The 14,883-nt window shown below is 71.1% G+C and carries 17 protein-coding genes; 8 read left to right on the forward strand and 9 right to left on the reverse strand.

Features of this window, described 5'->3' with window-relative positions:
- Nucleotides 1–4 precede the first annotated feature (4 nt).
- Nucleotides 5–967 (forward strand): GNAT family N-acetyltransferase, encoded by a 963-nt coding sequence (locus tag ACFPYL_RS12700; protein ID WP_379154431.1) that lies wholly within the window; start codon nt 5–7, stop codon nt 965–967.
- Here the strand turns inward: ACFPYL_RS12700 and ACFPYL_RS12705 are convergent.
- Genes ACFPYL_RS12705 through ACFPYL_RS12720 form a run of 4 tightly spaced genes read right to left on the reverse strand, consistent with a single transcriptional unit; the run spans nt 964 to nt 4,412 of the window.
- Nucleotides 964–2,031 carry an NAD(P)H-dependent flavin oxidoreductase gene (locus tag ACFPYL_RS12705; RefSeq protein ID WP_379154434.1) on the reverse strand — a complete coding sequence of 356 codons (1,068 nt, stop codon included), beginning with the start codon at nt 2,029–2,031 and terminating at the stop codon, nt 964–966. The two genes, ACFPYL_RS12700 and ACFPYL_RS12705, sit on opposite strands and share 4 nt — an antisense overlap.
- Nucleotides 2,024–2,785: a CoA-transferase subunit beta gene (locus tag ACFPYL_RS12710; RefSeq protein ID WP_379154437.1), complete on the reverse strand. Its 762-nt coding sequence runs from the start codon at nt 2,783–2,785 to the stop codon at nt 2,024–2,026. The genes ACFPYL_RS12705 and ACFPYL_RS12710 overlap by 8 nt, the downstream gene beginning before the upstream one ends.
- A complete protein-coding gene (locus ACFPYL_RS12715; protein ID WP_379154440.1) occupies nt 2,782–3,660 on the reverse strand; it encodes a CoA transferase subunit A in 879 nt (292 codons plus the stop codon). Before ACFPYL_RS12715 ends, ACFPYL_RS12710 begins: the two co-directional genes overlap by 4 nt.
- On the reverse strand, nt 3,657–4,412 hold the full coding sequence (locus ACFPYL_RS12720; protein ID WP_379154443.1) for an enoyl-CoA hydratase family protein: 756 nt from the start codon (nt 4,410–4,412) through the stop codon (nt 3,657–3,659). The genes ACFPYL_RS12715 and ACFPYL_RS12720 overlap by 4 nt, the downstream gene beginning before the upstream one ends.
- A 50-nt stretch (nt 4,413–4,462) precedes the next feature.
- Here ACFPYL_RS12720 and ACFPYL_RS12725 point away from each other — a divergent pair, with 50 nt between their 5' ends.
- On the forward strand, nt 4,463–5,212 hold the full coding sequence (locus ACFPYL_RS12725; RefSeq protein WP_379154446.1) for an SDR family oxidoreductase: 750 nt from the start codon (nt 4,463–4,465) through the stop codon (nt 5,210–5,212).
- Complete coding sequence (locus tag ACFPYL_RS12730; protein ID WP_379154449.1) at nt 5,209–6,090, forward strand: SDR family oxidoreductase; 882 nt, start codon at nt 5,209–5,211, stop codon at nt 6,088–6,090. The genes ACFPYL_RS12725 and ACFPYL_RS12730 overlap by 4 nt, the downstream gene beginning before the upstream one ends.
- An 85-nt stretch (nt 6,091–6,175) precedes the next feature.
- On the opposite strand, the gene ACFPYL_RS12735 is transcribed toward ACFPYL_RS12730, so the two are convergent.
- Together ACFPYL_RS12735 and ACFPYL_RS12740 are read right to left on the reverse strand one after the other, a co-directional pair.
- Nucleotides 6,176–7,117 (reverse strand): hypothetical protein, encoded by a 942-nt coding sequence (locus ACFPYL_RS12735; RefSeq protein ID WP_379154452.1) that lies wholly within the window; start codon nt 7,115–7,117, stop codon nt 6,176–6,178.
- 166 nt (nt 7,118–7,283) lie between these two features.
- Complete coding sequence (locus tag ACFPYL_RS12740; protein ID WP_379154455.1) at nt 7,284–8,447, reverse strand: steroid 3-ketoacyl-CoA thiolase; 1,164 nt, start codon at nt 8,445–8,447, stop codon at nt 7,284–7,286.
- Nucleotides 8,448–8,555: 108 nt separating this feature from the next.
- Between ACFPYL_RS12740 and ACFPYL_RS12745 the strand changes: the two genes are divergently transcribed.
- Entirely contained in the window at nt 8,556–9,797 is a 1,242-nt protein-coding gene (locus tag ACFPYL_RS12745; protein WP_379154457.1) for a cytochrome P450, read from the forward strand.
- Between the two features lie 120 nt (nt 9,798–9,917).
- On the opposite strand, the gene map is transcribed toward ACFPYL_RS12745, so the two are convergent.
- Nucleotides 9,918–10,688 (reverse strand): type I methionyl aminopeptidase, encoded by a 771-nt coding sequence (gene map, locus ACFPYL_RS12750; protein WP_379154460.1) that lies wholly within the window; start codon nt 10,686–10,688, stop codon nt 9,918–9,920.
- Nucleotides 10,689–10,742: 54 nt separating this feature from the next.
- On the opposite strand from map, the gene ACFPYL_RS12755 reads away from it, so the two are divergent.
- Genes ACFPYL_RS12755 through ACFPYL_RS12770 form a run of 4 tightly spaced genes read left to right on the forward strand, consistent with a single transcriptional unit; the run spans nt 10,743 to nt 13,677 of the window.
- A complete protein-coding gene (locus ACFPYL_RS12755) occupies nt 10,743–11,654 on the forward strand; it encodes an aldo/keto reductase (RefSeq protein WP_379154463.1) in 912 nt (303 codons plus the stop codon).
- A 27-nt stretch (nt 11,655–11,681) separates the two neighbouring features.
- The gene (locus ACFPYL_RS12760; protein ID WP_379154466.1) at nt 11,682–12,287 is read left to right on the forward strand and encodes a ClpP family protease; all 606 of its coding nucleotides are present in this window, start codon (nt 11,682–11,684) and stop codon (nt 12,285–12,287) included.
- Nucleotides 12,284–12,904, forward strand: a complete 621-nt coding sequence (locus ACFPYL_RS12765; RefSeq protein WP_379154469.1) for a ClpP family protease — start codon at nt 12,284–12,286, stop codon at nt 12,902–12,904. Before ACFPYL_RS12760 ends, ACFPYL_RS12765 begins: the two co-directional genes overlap by 4 nt.
- On the forward strand, nt 12,901–13,677 hold the full coding sequence (locus tag ACFPYL_RS12770; protein WP_379154472.1) for a maleylpyruvate isomerase family mycothiol-dependent enzyme: 777 nt from the start codon (nt 12,901–12,903) through the stop codon (nt 13,675–13,677). Before ACFPYL_RS12765 ends, ACFPYL_RS12770 begins: the two co-directional genes overlap by 4 nt.
- On the opposite strand, the gene ACFPYL_RS12775 is transcribed toward ACFPYL_RS12770, so the two are convergent.
- Complete coding sequence (locus tag ACFPYL_RS12775; RefSeq protein WP_379154475.1) at nt 13,671–14,570, reverse strand: arginase family protein; 900 nt, start codon at nt 14,568–14,570, stop codon at nt 13,671–13,673. The two genes, ACFPYL_RS12770 and ACFPYL_RS12775, sit on opposite strands and share 7 nt — an antisense overlap.
- Nucleotides 14,567–14,881: a helix-turn-helix domain-containing protein gene (locus tag ACFPYL_RS12780; protein ID WP_379154478.1), complete on the reverse strand. Its 315-nt coding sequence runs from the start codon at nt 14,879–14,881 to the stop codon at nt 14,567–14,569. The genes ACFPYL_RS12775 and ACFPYL_RS12780 overlap by 4 nt, the downstream gene beginning before the upstream one ends.
- Nucleotides 14,882–14,883 lie beyond the last annotated feature (2 nt).

Here is a 14,883-nt window from a genome sequence, read left to right on the forward strand (position 1 = left end):
CCGGATGGAGGTCCGACCGGTCTCGCCCGACGACGCCGAGGCCGTACGCCGTCTCGTGGTGGTGACGAACGCGGCGAGGGAGGTCGACTCTCCGTGGCTGCACCTGCTCACGGAGCACGAGTGCGTCGGCGAGCTCCGGCACGGCTGGGACGGCGACCCGGCGCTGGGTTTCCTGGCGTCGGTCGACGGCGTCGACGTGGGGGCCGCGCGCTACGAGGTGTCGTCGTACGACAACGAGCACCTCGCCTGGCTCGAGGTCGAGATCGTGCCGGCGCTGCGGCGGCGCGGCCACGGGAGCGCCCTGCTGGAGGCGATGGTCGTCCGCGCCCGGTCCGAGGGGCGTACGTCGGTGGGCATCGCCGGGTGGGACGCGCCGGGGCCGGTCGGCTTCGCGGAGCGTCACGGCTTCTCGCAGCGCTCGGTCGAGGTGCACCGGCGCCAGTACGTCGACGGCCTGCCCGCCGTGGCCGTGCCGGAGACACCGGGCTACGAGCTGGTGCGGTGGCCGGCCCGCACGCCCGCGGCCGACCTGCCCGCGCTGGCGGAGCTGACCGCAGCCATCAACGATGCCCCGACCGACGACCTGGACATCGACGACGAGGAGTTCCCGCCGGAGCGGATCGCGGCGTACGAGCAGGCGTGGGCCGAGCGCGGGCACCGGATGTACCGCCTGGTCGCGCGGCACCGGGCGACCGGTGCACTCGCTGGGCAGACGGTGGTGGCCGTCGACGGCGAGCGGCCCGACCTCGCCGAGCAGCACGACACCTCGGTGGTCGCCGCACACCGCGGTCACCGGCTGGGGCTGGCGCTCAAGCTCGGGATGCTGCACTGGCTCGACGTCGAGGAGCCCCAGGTGCGCGAGATCGACACCTGGAACGCCGAGTCCAACCACCACATGATCGGCGTCAACGAGATGCTCGGCTACCGGGTGCTCGGTCGGGTGCTGGACTTCCAGCGCTCCCTCTAGCGCACGTACGACGACGCGCGGCGCAGCTCCTCGGCGGCGCCGGTGACGATCCGGTCGATCAGCTCCTGGCAGGTGGGCAGGTCGTCGATGACGCCGACGACCTGGCCGCTGGCGAGGACGCCCGCATCGGTGTCGCCCTCGACCAGGCCGGCCTTGAGCATCGTCGGGGTGTTGGCGGCGAGCGCCATCTGGCCGAGGGTGCGACCCTGCGCCTTCTTCATGGCGCGGCCGTCCTTGAGCAGCGCCGCCCACGACATGCCGGAGTCCTTCTTGAACTCCAGTGTCCTGCGCATCGTCGGCCCCATCCGCTTGATCGCGCTGGCGCCCTCGAGCTCCTCGACGAGATCGGTGCGGAGCATCCGGTGCGGCATGCCGTCGACCTTCGCGGTGACGACCGTGTCGGTCAGCCCGCGCTCGAGGTAGAGCTGCTTGACGGCGTCCGGGACCGCCGAGTCCTGGGTCAGCAGGAAGCGGGTGCCCATGCCGACGCCGGCCGCGCCGTACGACAGCGCGGCGGCGAGTCCCCGGCCGTCGAAGAACCCGCCCGCGGCGACGACGGGGATGTCGACGGCGTCCAGGACCGTCGGCAGCAGCAGCGTCGTCGGGACCGGGCCGGTGTGGCCGCCGCCCTCGCCGCCCTGCACCATCACGGCGTCCGCGCCCCACGAGGCGACCTTGACCGCGTGCTTGGCCGCGCCGATCGACGGCATCACGACGATGTCGTGCTCCTTGAGCTTCGCGATCAGCTCGGGCTTGGGGGCGAGTGCGAACGACGCGACCTTCACCCCGTGGTCGATCAGCAGCTGGCAGCGGTCGGGGGCATCGGCGGCGTCCGCGCGGAGGTTGACGCCGAACGGCTCGTCGGTGCGGCCCTTGACCTCGATGATCGCGGCCTCGAGCTCGGCGAAGGTCATCGTGGCGCTGGCCAGGATGCCGAGGCCGCCGGCGTTCGCCGTACCGCTGACCAGGCGTGGGCCGGACACCCAGCCCATGCCGGTCTGCACGACCGGGTGGCGGACGCCCGTCAGCTCCGTGAACGGCGTCCGGATCAGCTGCTCAACCATCGTGGGGGACCTCCTTGAAGCGCAGGCCCTTCGGGTCCAGCACCTCACGGATGAGGACCAGCTCCTCCGTCGTCGGCTCGCGCGTCGTGGGCACGTCGGCGGGGACCTCGAGCTCGAAGCCGGTCGCCTCGCGCACGTCGTCGACCGTGACGCCCGGGTGCACGCTCAGCAGCCGCACCGTGTCGCCTGCGCCCTGCACGTCGAAGACGCCGAGGTTGCTGACGATCCGGTGGATGTCGTTGTAGCGAGTGGCGGCCGGCCCGGCCTCCTTCGCGAGCGCCGGTCCCACTCCCGACACGATGTCGACGCGCTCGACGAAGACGCGGGTCGAGTGCTTCGGCACCCAGTACGACGTGCGGTTGTTGACCGTGTTGCCGGGTGCTCCGCGGCTGCCGAGCAGCTGCCGCTTGGGCTGCGCCCAGTCGCCGATCGCCGAGATGTTCTGGTTGCCGTGCCGGTCGACCTGGGTGGCGCCCATCATGACGTGGCGCTTGCCGTAGGCGACGACGTCGAAGACCTTGCGGAAGGGGATCCAGCCCTCGACCACATCGCCCTTGGCGAAGAGCGGCGGGACGCCGGCGAGGAAGAGCGACTCCCCGTCGGAGATCACCAGGTCGGGGTTGCTGGTCAGCTTGGCCAGCCGGACTCCGAGCATCGGCAGCAGCCCCATCGGGCTGCCGAAGATCTCGCCGTCGTCCTTGAACGCGTCCGCGATCGCCGCGGCGCAGACGTCGGCTCGCGTGGCGTCGCTCATGCGTCCTCCCCGAGCTCGCGGACCGCCGCCTGGTAGGCCGCTTCGTCGCCCTCCAGGAACCGGGCGCTGAACTCCGCCCAGTCCTCGTCGCTGCCGGACGCAGCGGCGGCGTACGTGCGCTGGAACTTCTCGTCGCGCTCGTAGTCGGGCGTGCAGGTGGTGAAGTGGGCGCCGTTCGGCGTCTCGACGACGCCCGCGACCATCATCCGGCTGAGCAGGAGGCGCTGCACCGGGGTGTCGACGGTGAGGCCGGCGGTGTCGACGACCTGCTCGACGCTCACGTAGCAGCGGTCGGCGGCCATCGCGAAGAGGTCGTCGAAGTAGGGGTCCGGTCCGAGGTACGTCGCGTTGCCGTGCTGGTCGGCGCGGTTGAGGTGGACGAGCGCCACGTCGAGGTCGAGTGCCGGTACCGCAACGAGCTCCTCACCGTCGGCGTACGGGCTGGTGACCGTCCTGATCCACGGCTGGTTGACGAGCACGTCGGAGCCGAGGCCGGCCCGCATCGGCAGGAACGGCAGCCGCTGGGCCGCCGCGCGCAGGCCGGTCTGGAACATCCCCTCGTCGAGCTCCACGAGCTCGGGGATCGTGCCCTCCTGGCGCGCCTTCTGGAAGTTCGGCTCGAGTGGCACCGAGTCGAGGCTGACGAACGCGTAGACGAGCTTCTTGATCTTGCCGGCGCGCGCGAGCAGGCCGACGTCGGCGCCGCCCCAGCTCACGATCGTCAGGTCCTTCAGATCGCTGTTGAGGATCGCCCGCACCAGCGCCATCGGCTTGCGCCGCGGGCCCCAGCCGCCGATGCCGATGGTCATGCCGTCCTTCAGCTCGGCGACGACCTCGTCGATCGTCATCCGCTTGTCGCGTGGGCCCTTGCTCACTTCTTGCTCTTCTCCGTCCCGGCGAACTGATCACGCAGCTCGTCGCTCACGCCGGCGAGGTTGAGCTCCATCGTGAAGCCCTGCTCGAACCGGTAGCTCTTGTTGACGTCGATCGGGTCGATGCCGTTGAGGCACTCCTTGGCTGCCCGGATCACCCGGGTGTCGTGCTTCGCGATGTCGGTGGCCACCGCCATCGCGGCGTCGTCCAGCTGGTCGCGCGGCACGACCTCGAGGACCGAGCCGAACTGCACCAGGTCCTTCGCCGGGATCGTCCGCGCGGTGAAGTAGAGGGTGCGCATCATGTGCTGCGGCACCAGCCGGGCCATGTGGGTGGCCGCGCCGAGCGCGCCCTGCTTGACCTCGGGCACGCCGAAGTAGGCGTCCTCGCTGGCCACCACGCAGTCGGCGTTGCCGACCAGCCCGACGCCACCGCCGAGGCAGAAGCCGTTGACGGCTGCGACGACCGGTACGGCGCACTCGTAGACCGCCTTGAACGCCGCGAAGCAGCCCTTGTTGGCGCCGATCAGGGCGTCGAAGCCGGTGGTGTTCTGCATCTCCTTGATGTCGACGCCCGCGTTGAACCCGCGCCCCTCGGCGCGCAGCACGACGACGTGCGTCTCCAGGTCGGCGCTGGCATCGTCGAGAGCCGCCGCCACGTCGTACCAACCCTGGACCGTGAGGGCGTTGACCGGCGGCGCGTCCATGGTGACGACGCGGACACCGTCGGGGCGGAGCTCGGACGTGATCGGCACATCTCCTCCTAGCAAGAGCCAACCAAGCAAGTGCTTGGTAGGGTAGCAGCATGGCGCTGTCGATCGACCTGTCCGGACGAGTAGCGCTCGTCACGGGCGGCACCCGCGGGATCGGGCTCGGGATCACCCACGCCCTGCTCGCCGCGGGGGCCACGGTGGTCACTTGCTCGCGCTCGGACGTCGAGCCGGTCCCGGGCACCACGCACCGGGTCTGCGACGTCCGCGACCCGGAGGCGGTGGACGCGCTCTTCGCGTCGTTCGACCGCCTCGACGTGCTCGTCAACAACGCCGGGGGAGCGCCAGCGGCCGATGCCGCCACCGCCTCGCCGCGCTTCCACGACAAGATCGTCGGGCTCAACCTGCTCGCGCCGCTGCTGTGCTCGCAGGCGGCCAACGCGCTCATGCAGCAGCAGGAGTCCGGCGGCGCGATCGTCAACATCTCCTCGGTCTCGGCCAACCGGCCGGCGCCCACCATCGCGGCGTACGCCGCGGCGAAGGCGGGCCTCGACTCGCTCACGGCCTCGCTCGCGATGGAGTGGGCCCCGAAGGTGCGGGTCAACGCGATCGACGTCGGGCTCTGCCGCACCGAGCAGACCGACGACCACTACGGCGACGACGCGTCCGTGGGCGTCATCGAGGCGACCATCCCGCTCGGCCGGATGGCACGTCCCGACGAGGTCGGCAACGTCGCGGTGTTCCTGGCGAGCGACCTCGCGTCGTACGTCTCCGGCGCTGCCGTCGCCTGTCACGGCGGGGGAGAGACGCCCGCCTTCCTCCTGGTCCAGAAGGGACTCACATGACCAACCTCCTCGACGGTCGCGTCGCCATCGTCACCGGAGCGGGCCGCGGCATCGGCCGCGCGCATGCGCTCGAGCTGGCCCGGCACGGCGCGGCCGTCGTCGTGAACGACTTCGGCGTCTCGCTCTCGGGCGAGGGCACCGGCGAGACGCCCGCCGAGTCGGTGGTCGCCGAGATCGAGGCCGCTGGCGGCCGCGCGGTCGTCAACGGCGCCGACGTCGCGGACTTCGAGCAGGCCGCGGCGATGGTGCAGCAGGCGATCGACACCTACGGCGGCCTCGACATCCTGGTCAACAACGCCGGCTTCGTCCGCGACCGGATGCTCGTCAACACCGCCGAGGAGGAGTGGGACGCGGTGATCCGCGTCCACCTGAAGGGCCACTTCGCGCCGCTGCGGCACGCCGGCGCCTACTGGCGGGCCGAGGCCAAGGAGGGCCGCCAGCGCGCCGCCCGGGTCATCAACACCTCGTCCGGCGCGGGGCTCCAGGGCTCGGTCGGCCAGACGACGTACTCCGCGGCCAAGGCCGGCATCGCCGGCATGACCCTCGTCGCCGCCCAGGAGATGGGGCGGTACGGCGTGACGGTCAACGCGATCGCGCCGGTCGCCCGCACCCGGATGACCGAGGGTGCCTTCGACACGTCCGCGATGGCACTGCCCGAGGACAACTCGCCCATCGTCGCCTGGCTCGCCTCCGTCGAGGCGGGCGACGTCACCGGCCGCGTCATCGAGATCGACGGTGGCCAGGTCACCGTCGAGCTCGGCTGGCGCCACGGTCCCGCGCTCGACCTCGGCCGCAGGTGGGAGGCGGCCGAGGTCGGGCCGGCCCTGCGCGAGCTGCTCGCGGCGGGTCCGGACCCGGAGCCCGTCTACGGGGCGTAGGCGGAGAGTTTCATCGGCCGGCCGATGAAACTCATCCTTGGACGATGAAGCTTTGTCGTCCAGGCGCGAGTTTCATCGTCCAAGGTCAGCTGGCTCGGCGGTGCGAGACGATCCGCGCCACCCTGGATCCGATCTCGGCCGGCTGTTGGAGATCCGCCCACACGAGGCGGAGCATGCGCAGTCCGGTCAGCTCCTCCAACAACACTTCCCGATCCCGCTCGGCCTTGATCACGTCGGTGATCGTCTGCCCAGGCTTGAGGAGGCGGCCGTACTTCACCCAGCCGTCGAACTCGACCATCACGCCCTGTCTGCGGAGCAGCAGGTCGACCCGTCCCGCGAGCCGTCCGGAGGGATGGTGCACCGCCCACTGTGGCTCGGGCTCGAAGCCCAGGTTCTCCAGTGCGATCCTGCTCCGAGTCTCGCCGACGGACTCCGAGCGTCCGTCGCTGCGAGCCACCGCCACCGGCAGCTCGATGCTGCCCGGCCACTCACGCAACCAGACCGTCGCATAGCGCTCGAGCTCCTCGCGAGTGGTGAGGCCCTGGTGGAGCGTCCAGTCGAGGACGCATACCGCCGCGACGAGCTCGAGGCCGGCCGCGGTCTCGACGGCAGTCCTGCCCGGCGCCGTCACCCAGTGGCCGTTCAGACGGGAGACGTCACTGACCCGGGTGGTGCCGCGGTGGTGGGTGATGCCGGCCTGGACGCGGTCGCCTCGCCCGAACAGGTTCGTCACGTTGACCTTCTCGAGGTCGAGACCCCAGTCGGGGCCGCCACGCATCACGTGGGCGCTGGCGTGTGACAGCGCGACCCGGTCGTCGTACTGCAGCATCACCGCGCGGCTGAGCAGGAGGTGCCGACCGGCCGGCGTCAGCTGCTGCCAGACGTCGGCGTCGGCGTAGGCGCCGTGCCGGATCCGGACCAGTACGCCGAGACGGAGCATCCGGGCGAGCCAGTTGTCGTCCAGACCGAGCGTCAGGGCAGTGCGACGAAGCAGCAGTCCGTACTCGTCGACGAGTAGGTATCGCATGCCGCAACACTTCCCCGCTCACGTCCCGCGCGGGATCGCCCGCTGGCGACCTGTGGAGAGCCCGGTCGATCCACAGGATGATGCTCACGCTTGGACGATGAAGCTTTGTCGTCCAAGCGTGAGCTTCATCGGCCGGCCGATGAAACTCTTCCGGGCCGGCGGCGGGCTAGATGCGCTCGATGACGGTGCCGGTGGCCATCGCGCCGCCCGCGCACATCGAGATCAGTGCGGTGGCCTGGTCGCGGCGCTCGAGCTCGTGGAGGGCGGTCGTGATCAGGCGGGTGCCGGTGGAGCCGACGGGGTGGCCGAGCGCGATGGCGCCGCCGTTCACGTTGACGCGGTCGAGGTCGACCTGGTGCTGGCCGGCCCAGGAGAGCACGACGGAGGCGAAGGCCTCGTTGACCTCGAAGAGGTCGAAGTCGGAGATCGCCATGCCGGTCCGGTCGAGCACCTTCTGGGTGGCCTCGATCGGGCCGTCGAGGTGGTAGTACGGGTCCGAGCCGACCAGGCAGTGCGAGACGATCCGTGCCCGCGGCTTCAGGCCGAGGGCGGCCGCACGGTCGGAGTCCATGATCAGTACGGCGGAGGCGCCGTCGCTGATCTGCGACGAGGTGCCGGCCGTGTGCAGGCCGTCAGGGAGCACGGTCTTCAGGCCGGAGAGGCCTTCGAGCGTGGTGTCGCGCAGGCCCTGGTCGGTGTCGACCACCCGGGTCTCGCCGGTCGGGTTGCCCTCGGCGTCGAGCACCGGTGCCGTGATCGCCGAGATCTCGCGCTTGAAACGACCCTCGTCGACCGCGACGCGGGCCTTCTGCTGGGACGCGAGGCCGAAGGCCTCGAGGTCGGCGCGGGTGAGGCCGCGGTTCTTGGCGATCCGGTCGGCCGCCTCGAACTGGTTGGGCATGTCGATCGACCAGTCGTCGGGTCGCGGGTCACCGGTGCCCGGCGGGACGTTGGCGCCGAGCGGGATGCGCGACATCGCCTCGACGCCGGCGGCGATCCCGATCTCGATCGTGCCGGCCGTGATCATGTCGTTGACCAGGTGCGCGGCCTGCTGGCCGGAGCCGCACTGGGCGTCGACCATCGTGCCGGCGGTGTGCTGCGCGAGCCCGGCGTGCAGCCAGGCGCGGCGCACCATCCCGTTGGACTGCTCGCCTGCCTGGGTGACGCAGCCGGCGACGACCTGGTCGACGAGGTCGGAGTCGAGCCCGGAGCGGGCCAGCACCTCGCTCATCGCATGGCCGATGAGGACGGCGGGGTGCACGCCGGCGAGCCAGCCCTTCCTCTTGCCGAGGGGAGTGCGGACGGCGTCGATGATCACGGGGGTGCCCATGGGACAAAACTAGAACACGTTCTTGTCCGTGACAATCTTCCCCTGCGTACCTTCGGTATGTATTGTCCATCACTAGAACGTGTTCCAGCCAGACTCGAGGGAGCTCCCGTGACAGCAACCGACGTCCTGCCTGACGGCTTCGACTTCACCGATCCCGACGTGAACCAGGCGGCCATCCCGCACGACGCCTTCCGCGCGGCTCGCCAGAACGCACCGATCCAGTGGGTGAAGCAGGAGCCGACGTGGACGACGGGCTTCGCCCCCGAGGGCCAGGCCGGCTACTACGCCATCACGCGGCACGAGGACGTCTCGGCGATCTCGAAGGACAGCAAGAACTGGTCCACGGCCGAGAACGGCGCGATCATCCGGTTCCCCAACGAGATGGCCCGCGAGATGATCGAGATGCAGCGGGTCATCCTGATCAACCAGGACCCGCCGGAGCACACCCAGACCCGGGCCATCATCTCGCGTGGCTTCACGCCGCGTTCCATCGCCGAGCTCGAGGACACCATGGTCTCGCGCGGTGCGCAGATCGTGCAGGACGCGGTGAAGCGGGGGAGGGGCAACTTCGTCGAGGAGGTCGCCGCCGAGCTGCCGCTGCAGGCCATCGCCGACCTGATCGGCGTGCCCCAGGAGGACCGGCACAAGCTCTTCGACTGGTCCAACCAGATGCTGGCCGGGGAGGACCCCGACTACGCCGGCAACAACGACGTCGCGGCCGCCGAGATCCTGGGCTACGCGATGATGCTCGCCGCGGACCGGAAGGCCAACCCGCGCGACGACCTGATCACCAAGCTCATCCAGGCCCACAAGGGCGAGCGCGGCCTCACCGACGACGAGTTCGGCTACTTCGTCATCCTGCTCGCCGTGGCCGGCAACGAGACCACCCGCAACGCGATCTCCCACGGCATGAACGCCTTCCTCGACAACCCCGAGCAGTGGGAGATCTGGAAGCGCGACCGGCCGGCGACGATGATCGACGAGGTCGTCCGGTGGGCGACGCCGGTGACCGTCTTCCAGCGCACGGCGCTCAGCGACGTCGAGGTCTCCGGGCACGTCTTCAAGAAGGGCGAGCGGGCGGCGCTCTTCTACGCCAGCGCCAACTTCGACGAGGACGTCTTCGAGGACCCGTTCACCTTCAACATCCTGCGCGACCCCAACCCGCAGCTCGGGTTCGGCGGCCACGGAGCGCACTACTGCCTGGGCGCCAACCTGGCCCGCCAGGAGATCCGGGTGATCTTCAACGCGATCGCCGACCACGCGCCCGACATCTCCAAGATCTCGGAGCCGTCGCGGCTGCGGCACTCCTGGGTCAACGGCCTGAAGGACCTGCAGGTCAAGTACGCATAGGGGAGCCGGGCGGTCGTGTCGGGCACCCGAACGGGTCTCGACACGCTCCGTCACGGCTTCGCGGGCTCAGCCGTGGTCGCTGCTCGACCACCGACGATCAGGTCCGCTCCGCGTCCCTGATCAGGCGGCCCGCTCGGTGAGAACCAGCGGGCCGTCGATCGTGATGGCCACGGTGTGCTCCATGTGGGCGCCGCGCGAGCCGTCCTTGCTGCGCAGGGTCCAGCCGTCGGGGTCGGTGAAGATCTCGTCGGTCGTGTGCAGGAACCACGGCTCGATCGCGATCACCAGGCCGGGTCGGAGCTTGAGCCCGCGGGCGGCGCGGCCGTCGTTGGGCACGTGCGGCTCGCCGTGCATGGTGCGGCCGACGCCATGGCCGCCGAACTGCAGGTTCACGCCGAGCCCGGCGGCGCGGGCGACGTCGCCGATCGCGGCGGAGATGTCGCCGAGCCGGTTGCCGGAGACCGCCTGCGAGATGCCCGCCTCGAGCGCGCGGCCGGTCACCTCGATCAGGTCCAGGTCCTCCTGGCGCGGGGTGCCGACCACGACGCTGAGCGCCGAGTCCGAGACCCAGCCGTCGACGTTCGCCGCGAAGTCCACGGACAGCAGGTCGCCGTCCTGGAGGACGTAGTCGTGGGGGAGGCCGTGCAGGACCGCGTCGTTGACCGACGTGCACAGCACCTTGCCGAAGGGCGAGGCGCCGAACGACGGGTGGTAGTCGATGTAGCAGGACTCCGCGCCGCGGTCACGGATCATCTGGTGGGCGAGCGCGTCGAGCTCCAGCAGGTTGACGCCGACGTCGGCCTTCGCAGCGAGCGCGGTGATCACGTCGGCGACGAAGCGACCCGCCGGTCGCATCTGCTCGATCTGGGCGGGGGTGCGGAGCTCGATCATGTCGTCGACCCTATCCACTGAGGTTCCGGGACGGCGCATCCGTAGGGTGATCGAATGCAGCTCGTCCTCGGCACCATGTACTTCGGCACCCGCACCGACGAGGCGACGTCGTACGCCTTGCTGGACCGCTTCGTGGCGGCCGGCGGACGGATCCTGGACACGGCGAACTGCTACTCCTTCTGGACCTCGCCGACGGGGCGCGGTGGGCAGAGCGAGGCGCTGCTCGGGCGGTGGCTGGCGGCGAACCCGGGGCTTCGCGACGAGCTGGTGATCGCGACCAAGGTGGGGGTCGAGCCGACCGACGACGGGGGCGTCGAGGGACTGTCGGCGCCCGTGATCGAGCGGGAGTCGGTTCGCAGCCTCGAGCGCCTCGGCGTCGACGTCATCGACCTCTACTGGGCCCACGGCGAGGACCGCGCGACCGACCTCGAGGAGACCGTCGGCGCTTTCGGTGCCCTCGTCGAGCGGGGCGTCGTACGCCGGCTCGGCGTGTCCAACCACCCGACCTGGCGCGTCGAGCGCGGCCGCGCCCTCGCCGAGCGGCTGGGTGTCGAGCCGTGGACCGCGCTGCAGCTCACCACGTCGTACGTCGAGCCGCGCCCGGGTGCGCAGGTGCCGGGCAAGGACCACCGCTTCGGGTTCGTCAGCGACGAGACCGCCGACTACCTCGAGACCCATCCGGAGATCGACCTCTGGGTCTACAGCCCGCTGGTGCAGGGCAGCTACGACCGCGCGGACCGGCCGTTCCCCGAGGCCTACGACCATCCCGGCACGACCGAGCGACTGGCCGCGCTGACCCGCGTCGCCGAGGCGCACGGCGTACCGCGCTCGCAGGTCGTGCTCGCCTGGATGCTCAGGCGGGGCTGGAAGCCGATCGTCGGAGTGAGCTCCGTCGACCAGCTGGACTCGGCGCTCGCCTCGGTTCAGCTGGGGGCAGATCTGCTGGGAGCGGATTCGCTTCCGTGACGGTCCGGGCCGCCGCAGGCTCGGAGCATGACCCAGACACCCTCCATCGCCGGGCTGACGGCGGCCGACCGGCTCCTGCACCAGCGGATCGTCGTGCTCGGCCAGCAGGTCGACGACGACATCGCCAACAAGCTCTGCGCCGAGCTCCTGCTGCTCTCCGCCGAGGACCCGAAGCGCGACATCGCGCTCTACATCAACTCGCCCGGCGGCAGCGTCAGCGCCGGGCTCGCGATCTACGACGTGATGCGGCTGATCCCCAACGACGTGAGCACGCTCGCGATGGGGCTCGCGGCCAGCATGGGGCAGTTCCTGCTCTCGGCGGGTACGCCGGGCAAGCGCTACGCCCTGCCGCACTCGCGGATCCTGATGCACCAGGGCTCGGCCGGGATCGGCGGCTCCGCGGTCGACGTACAGATCCAGGCCGAGAACCTCGAGCACACCAAGAACGTGATGATCGGCCTGATCGCCGAGCACACCGGCCAGCCCGTCGACGTGGTCGAGCGGGACTCGCTGCGGGACCGCTGGTTCACCGCCGAGCAGGCGAAGGAGTACGGCTTCGTCGACCGGGTGCTGACCGACGTCGGTGCCGTCACGCCGGCCCGGACCGCTCCCGTCTTCGGAGTCCGCGCATGAGTCAGTACACGATCCCGAGCGTCATCGAGAAGACGCACCGCGGCGAGCGGGCCGTCGACATCTTCAGCCGGCTGCTCACCGAGCGCATCGTCTACATCGGCACGGAGATCGACGACGGCGTGGCCAACGTCGTGATCGCGCAGCTGCTGCACCTGGAGTCCGACAACCCGGACGCGCCGATCGACCTCTACCTGAACTCCCCGGGCGGGTCGATGACCTCGATGCTGGCGATCTACGACGCGATGGAGTTCGTCCGGCCCGAGGTCGGCACCAAGTGCGTCGGCCAGGCGGCGTCGACGGCCGCGGTGCTGCTGGCTGCGGGAGCGCCGGGGCAGCGGATGATCCTGCCGCGCGCCCGCGTCGTGCTGCACCAGCCGTCCGGCGGCGGTCAGGGCGCGTTGCCCGACCTCGCCGTCGCTGCGAAGGAGCTCGCCCGGGCGCGCGCGGAGATGGAGGAGATCCTGTCCGCGCACACGGGCCGGTCGGTGGAGCAGGTCCGCGAGGACACCGAGCGGGACCTGGTGCTCTCGGCCGACGAGGCGGTCGCGTACGGCGTCGTCGACGCGGTGCTCTCCAGCCGGAAGATCCTGACCGCCTCGCGGGTTGCGTCCACATGACCTCTCTCGCAGACCGCGCGATCGCGGCCCTCCGCAGCAACCACGACACGCTCGCCGCCCTGGTGCCGACCCTGTCCGAGGACCAGCTCAACGGTCCCAGCGGCGCCTCCGAGTGGACGGTCGCCCAGGCGCTGTCGCACCTCGGCAGCGGCGCCGAGATCACCCGTCAGCCGATCGCGACCGCCGCGGGGGAGCAGGTCGAGGTCGAGGACAACCAGACGATCTGGGCGCGCTGGGACGGCTCGACGCCGACCGAGCAGGCGGCCGGCTTCGTCGAGCACGACGCGGCGTACGTCGCCACCGTCGAGGCGCTGACCGCGGACCAGCGGCAGAGCCTGATGATCGACCTCGGCTTCCTGCCGAAGCCGGTGCCGCTCGAGGTCGCGCTGGGCATGCGCCTCAACGAGGTCGCCAACCACGCCTGGGACGTGCGGGTCGGCGTCGACCCGGCAGCCACCGTGGAGGCCGAGTCGGCCGAGCTGCTGCTCGAGCTCTTCGACGGGCCGCTGTCGTTCCTGCTCGGGTTCTCCGCCAAGGCCGACCAGGTCGACCAGGAGGTGCGGCTCGCTGTCCCCGGCGGCGGCATCGAGATCACCGACGGCGTGAGCGTGACGACCGAGCCGTTCGCGGAGCCGACGGCGACGTTCGACGGCCCGGCCGAGGCCGTGGCCCGGCTGCTGACCGGCCGCCTGCGCGCGCCGTACGACGCCGGGGTCGGGGTGACCGGCAACGTCACCCTGGACGAGCTGCGGAAGGTCTTCCCGGGCTACTGAGCCCGGCGGTCGAGCACCCCGCCCAGCACGGCGACCAGCCGTCGGAAGGACTCGGCCTCGTCCGGAGCATGGTCCGGGTTGACCTCGCACATCGTCAGCCCGCGCCAGGCCGGGGCAGCGACGAGCTCACCGAGGACGGTGGCGAGCTCGTCGAGCGTCAGCCCGTCCGCGCGGCGGCTGTTCTCCGCGATCGGGAAGTCGATCCAGGACAGCACGTCGATGTCGACGTGCACCCAGAGCTCGTCGTGGCCGGCCGCCCACTGCACGACCCGGCGGGCCGCGGCGGTCGGGTCACCGTGCACGTCGGCCAGCGTCTCGACCGTGATGCCGGTGTCGGCGACGATCGCCGCCTCCGAGTCGGTGATGTTGTCCTGCGCGAAGAGCAGCACGTCGCTGCCGGCGAGCATCGGCCGACGCGGGCCGAGCGACGCGATCTCGTCGTCGGCACCGGGTGCGTCGACCAGGTGCGCGACGCCCATCCAGTCGATGGCGCCTTCGCCGGTCGCGGGCACCTTGAGGTCGGCGTCGAGGTCGATGTAGACCAGCGCCACCGACCGCCCACGCTCCAGTGCGCCGGCGATGCTGCCGAGCTCGACGGTGCAGTCGCCGCCGAGGACGAGCACGTCGTCCCCGTCGTCGAGGGCGCTCGCCACCCGCTCGGCCACGCTGCGGCCGGTGGCCGCGACGGCGTGCGCGTTCATCGCGTCGGGTCGACCGCCGTCGGCACGCCACCGGAAGGTATCGACGTCACCGCGGTCACGCACCACCACACCGCCGGCCGAGAGCCGCTCCAGCAGGCCGTGACGCCGCCAGGCCTCCGGAGCCTTCTCCTGGCCGGGGGCGTAGGCCCCGGCGCTCGACGGTGCACCGATCACCGAGAGCGCGCGGGTCATGCGGCGAGCGCGACCGGCCCTGAGATCTGACCCACGCTCAGCCTGCGACTGACGCGCGTGGTGAGGTCGACAAGCCGCAGCCCGAGGGCGCCCGCGACGGCGCCGAGGACCTCCGAGCTGGGCTCCTTGAGTCCGCGCTCGACCTCGGAGAGGTACTGCGTCGAGACCCCGGCGTCGCTGGCGACGTCGGCCAGCGTGCGCTCCGCCGTACGGCGCTCCTCGCGCAGCTCGTGACCGACGGCCTCGCGCCAGAGCGGCTCGGGCTCGGCGGAGCGGGCTGGCTGGACCGGGAATGCGACGAGGTCACCCATGT

Source organism: Nocardioides hankookensis (assembly GCF_042658885.1).
GTDB classification, from domain to species: Bacteria; Actinomycetota; Actinomycetes; order Propionibacteriales; family Nocardioidaceae; genus Nocardioides; species Nocardioides hankookensis.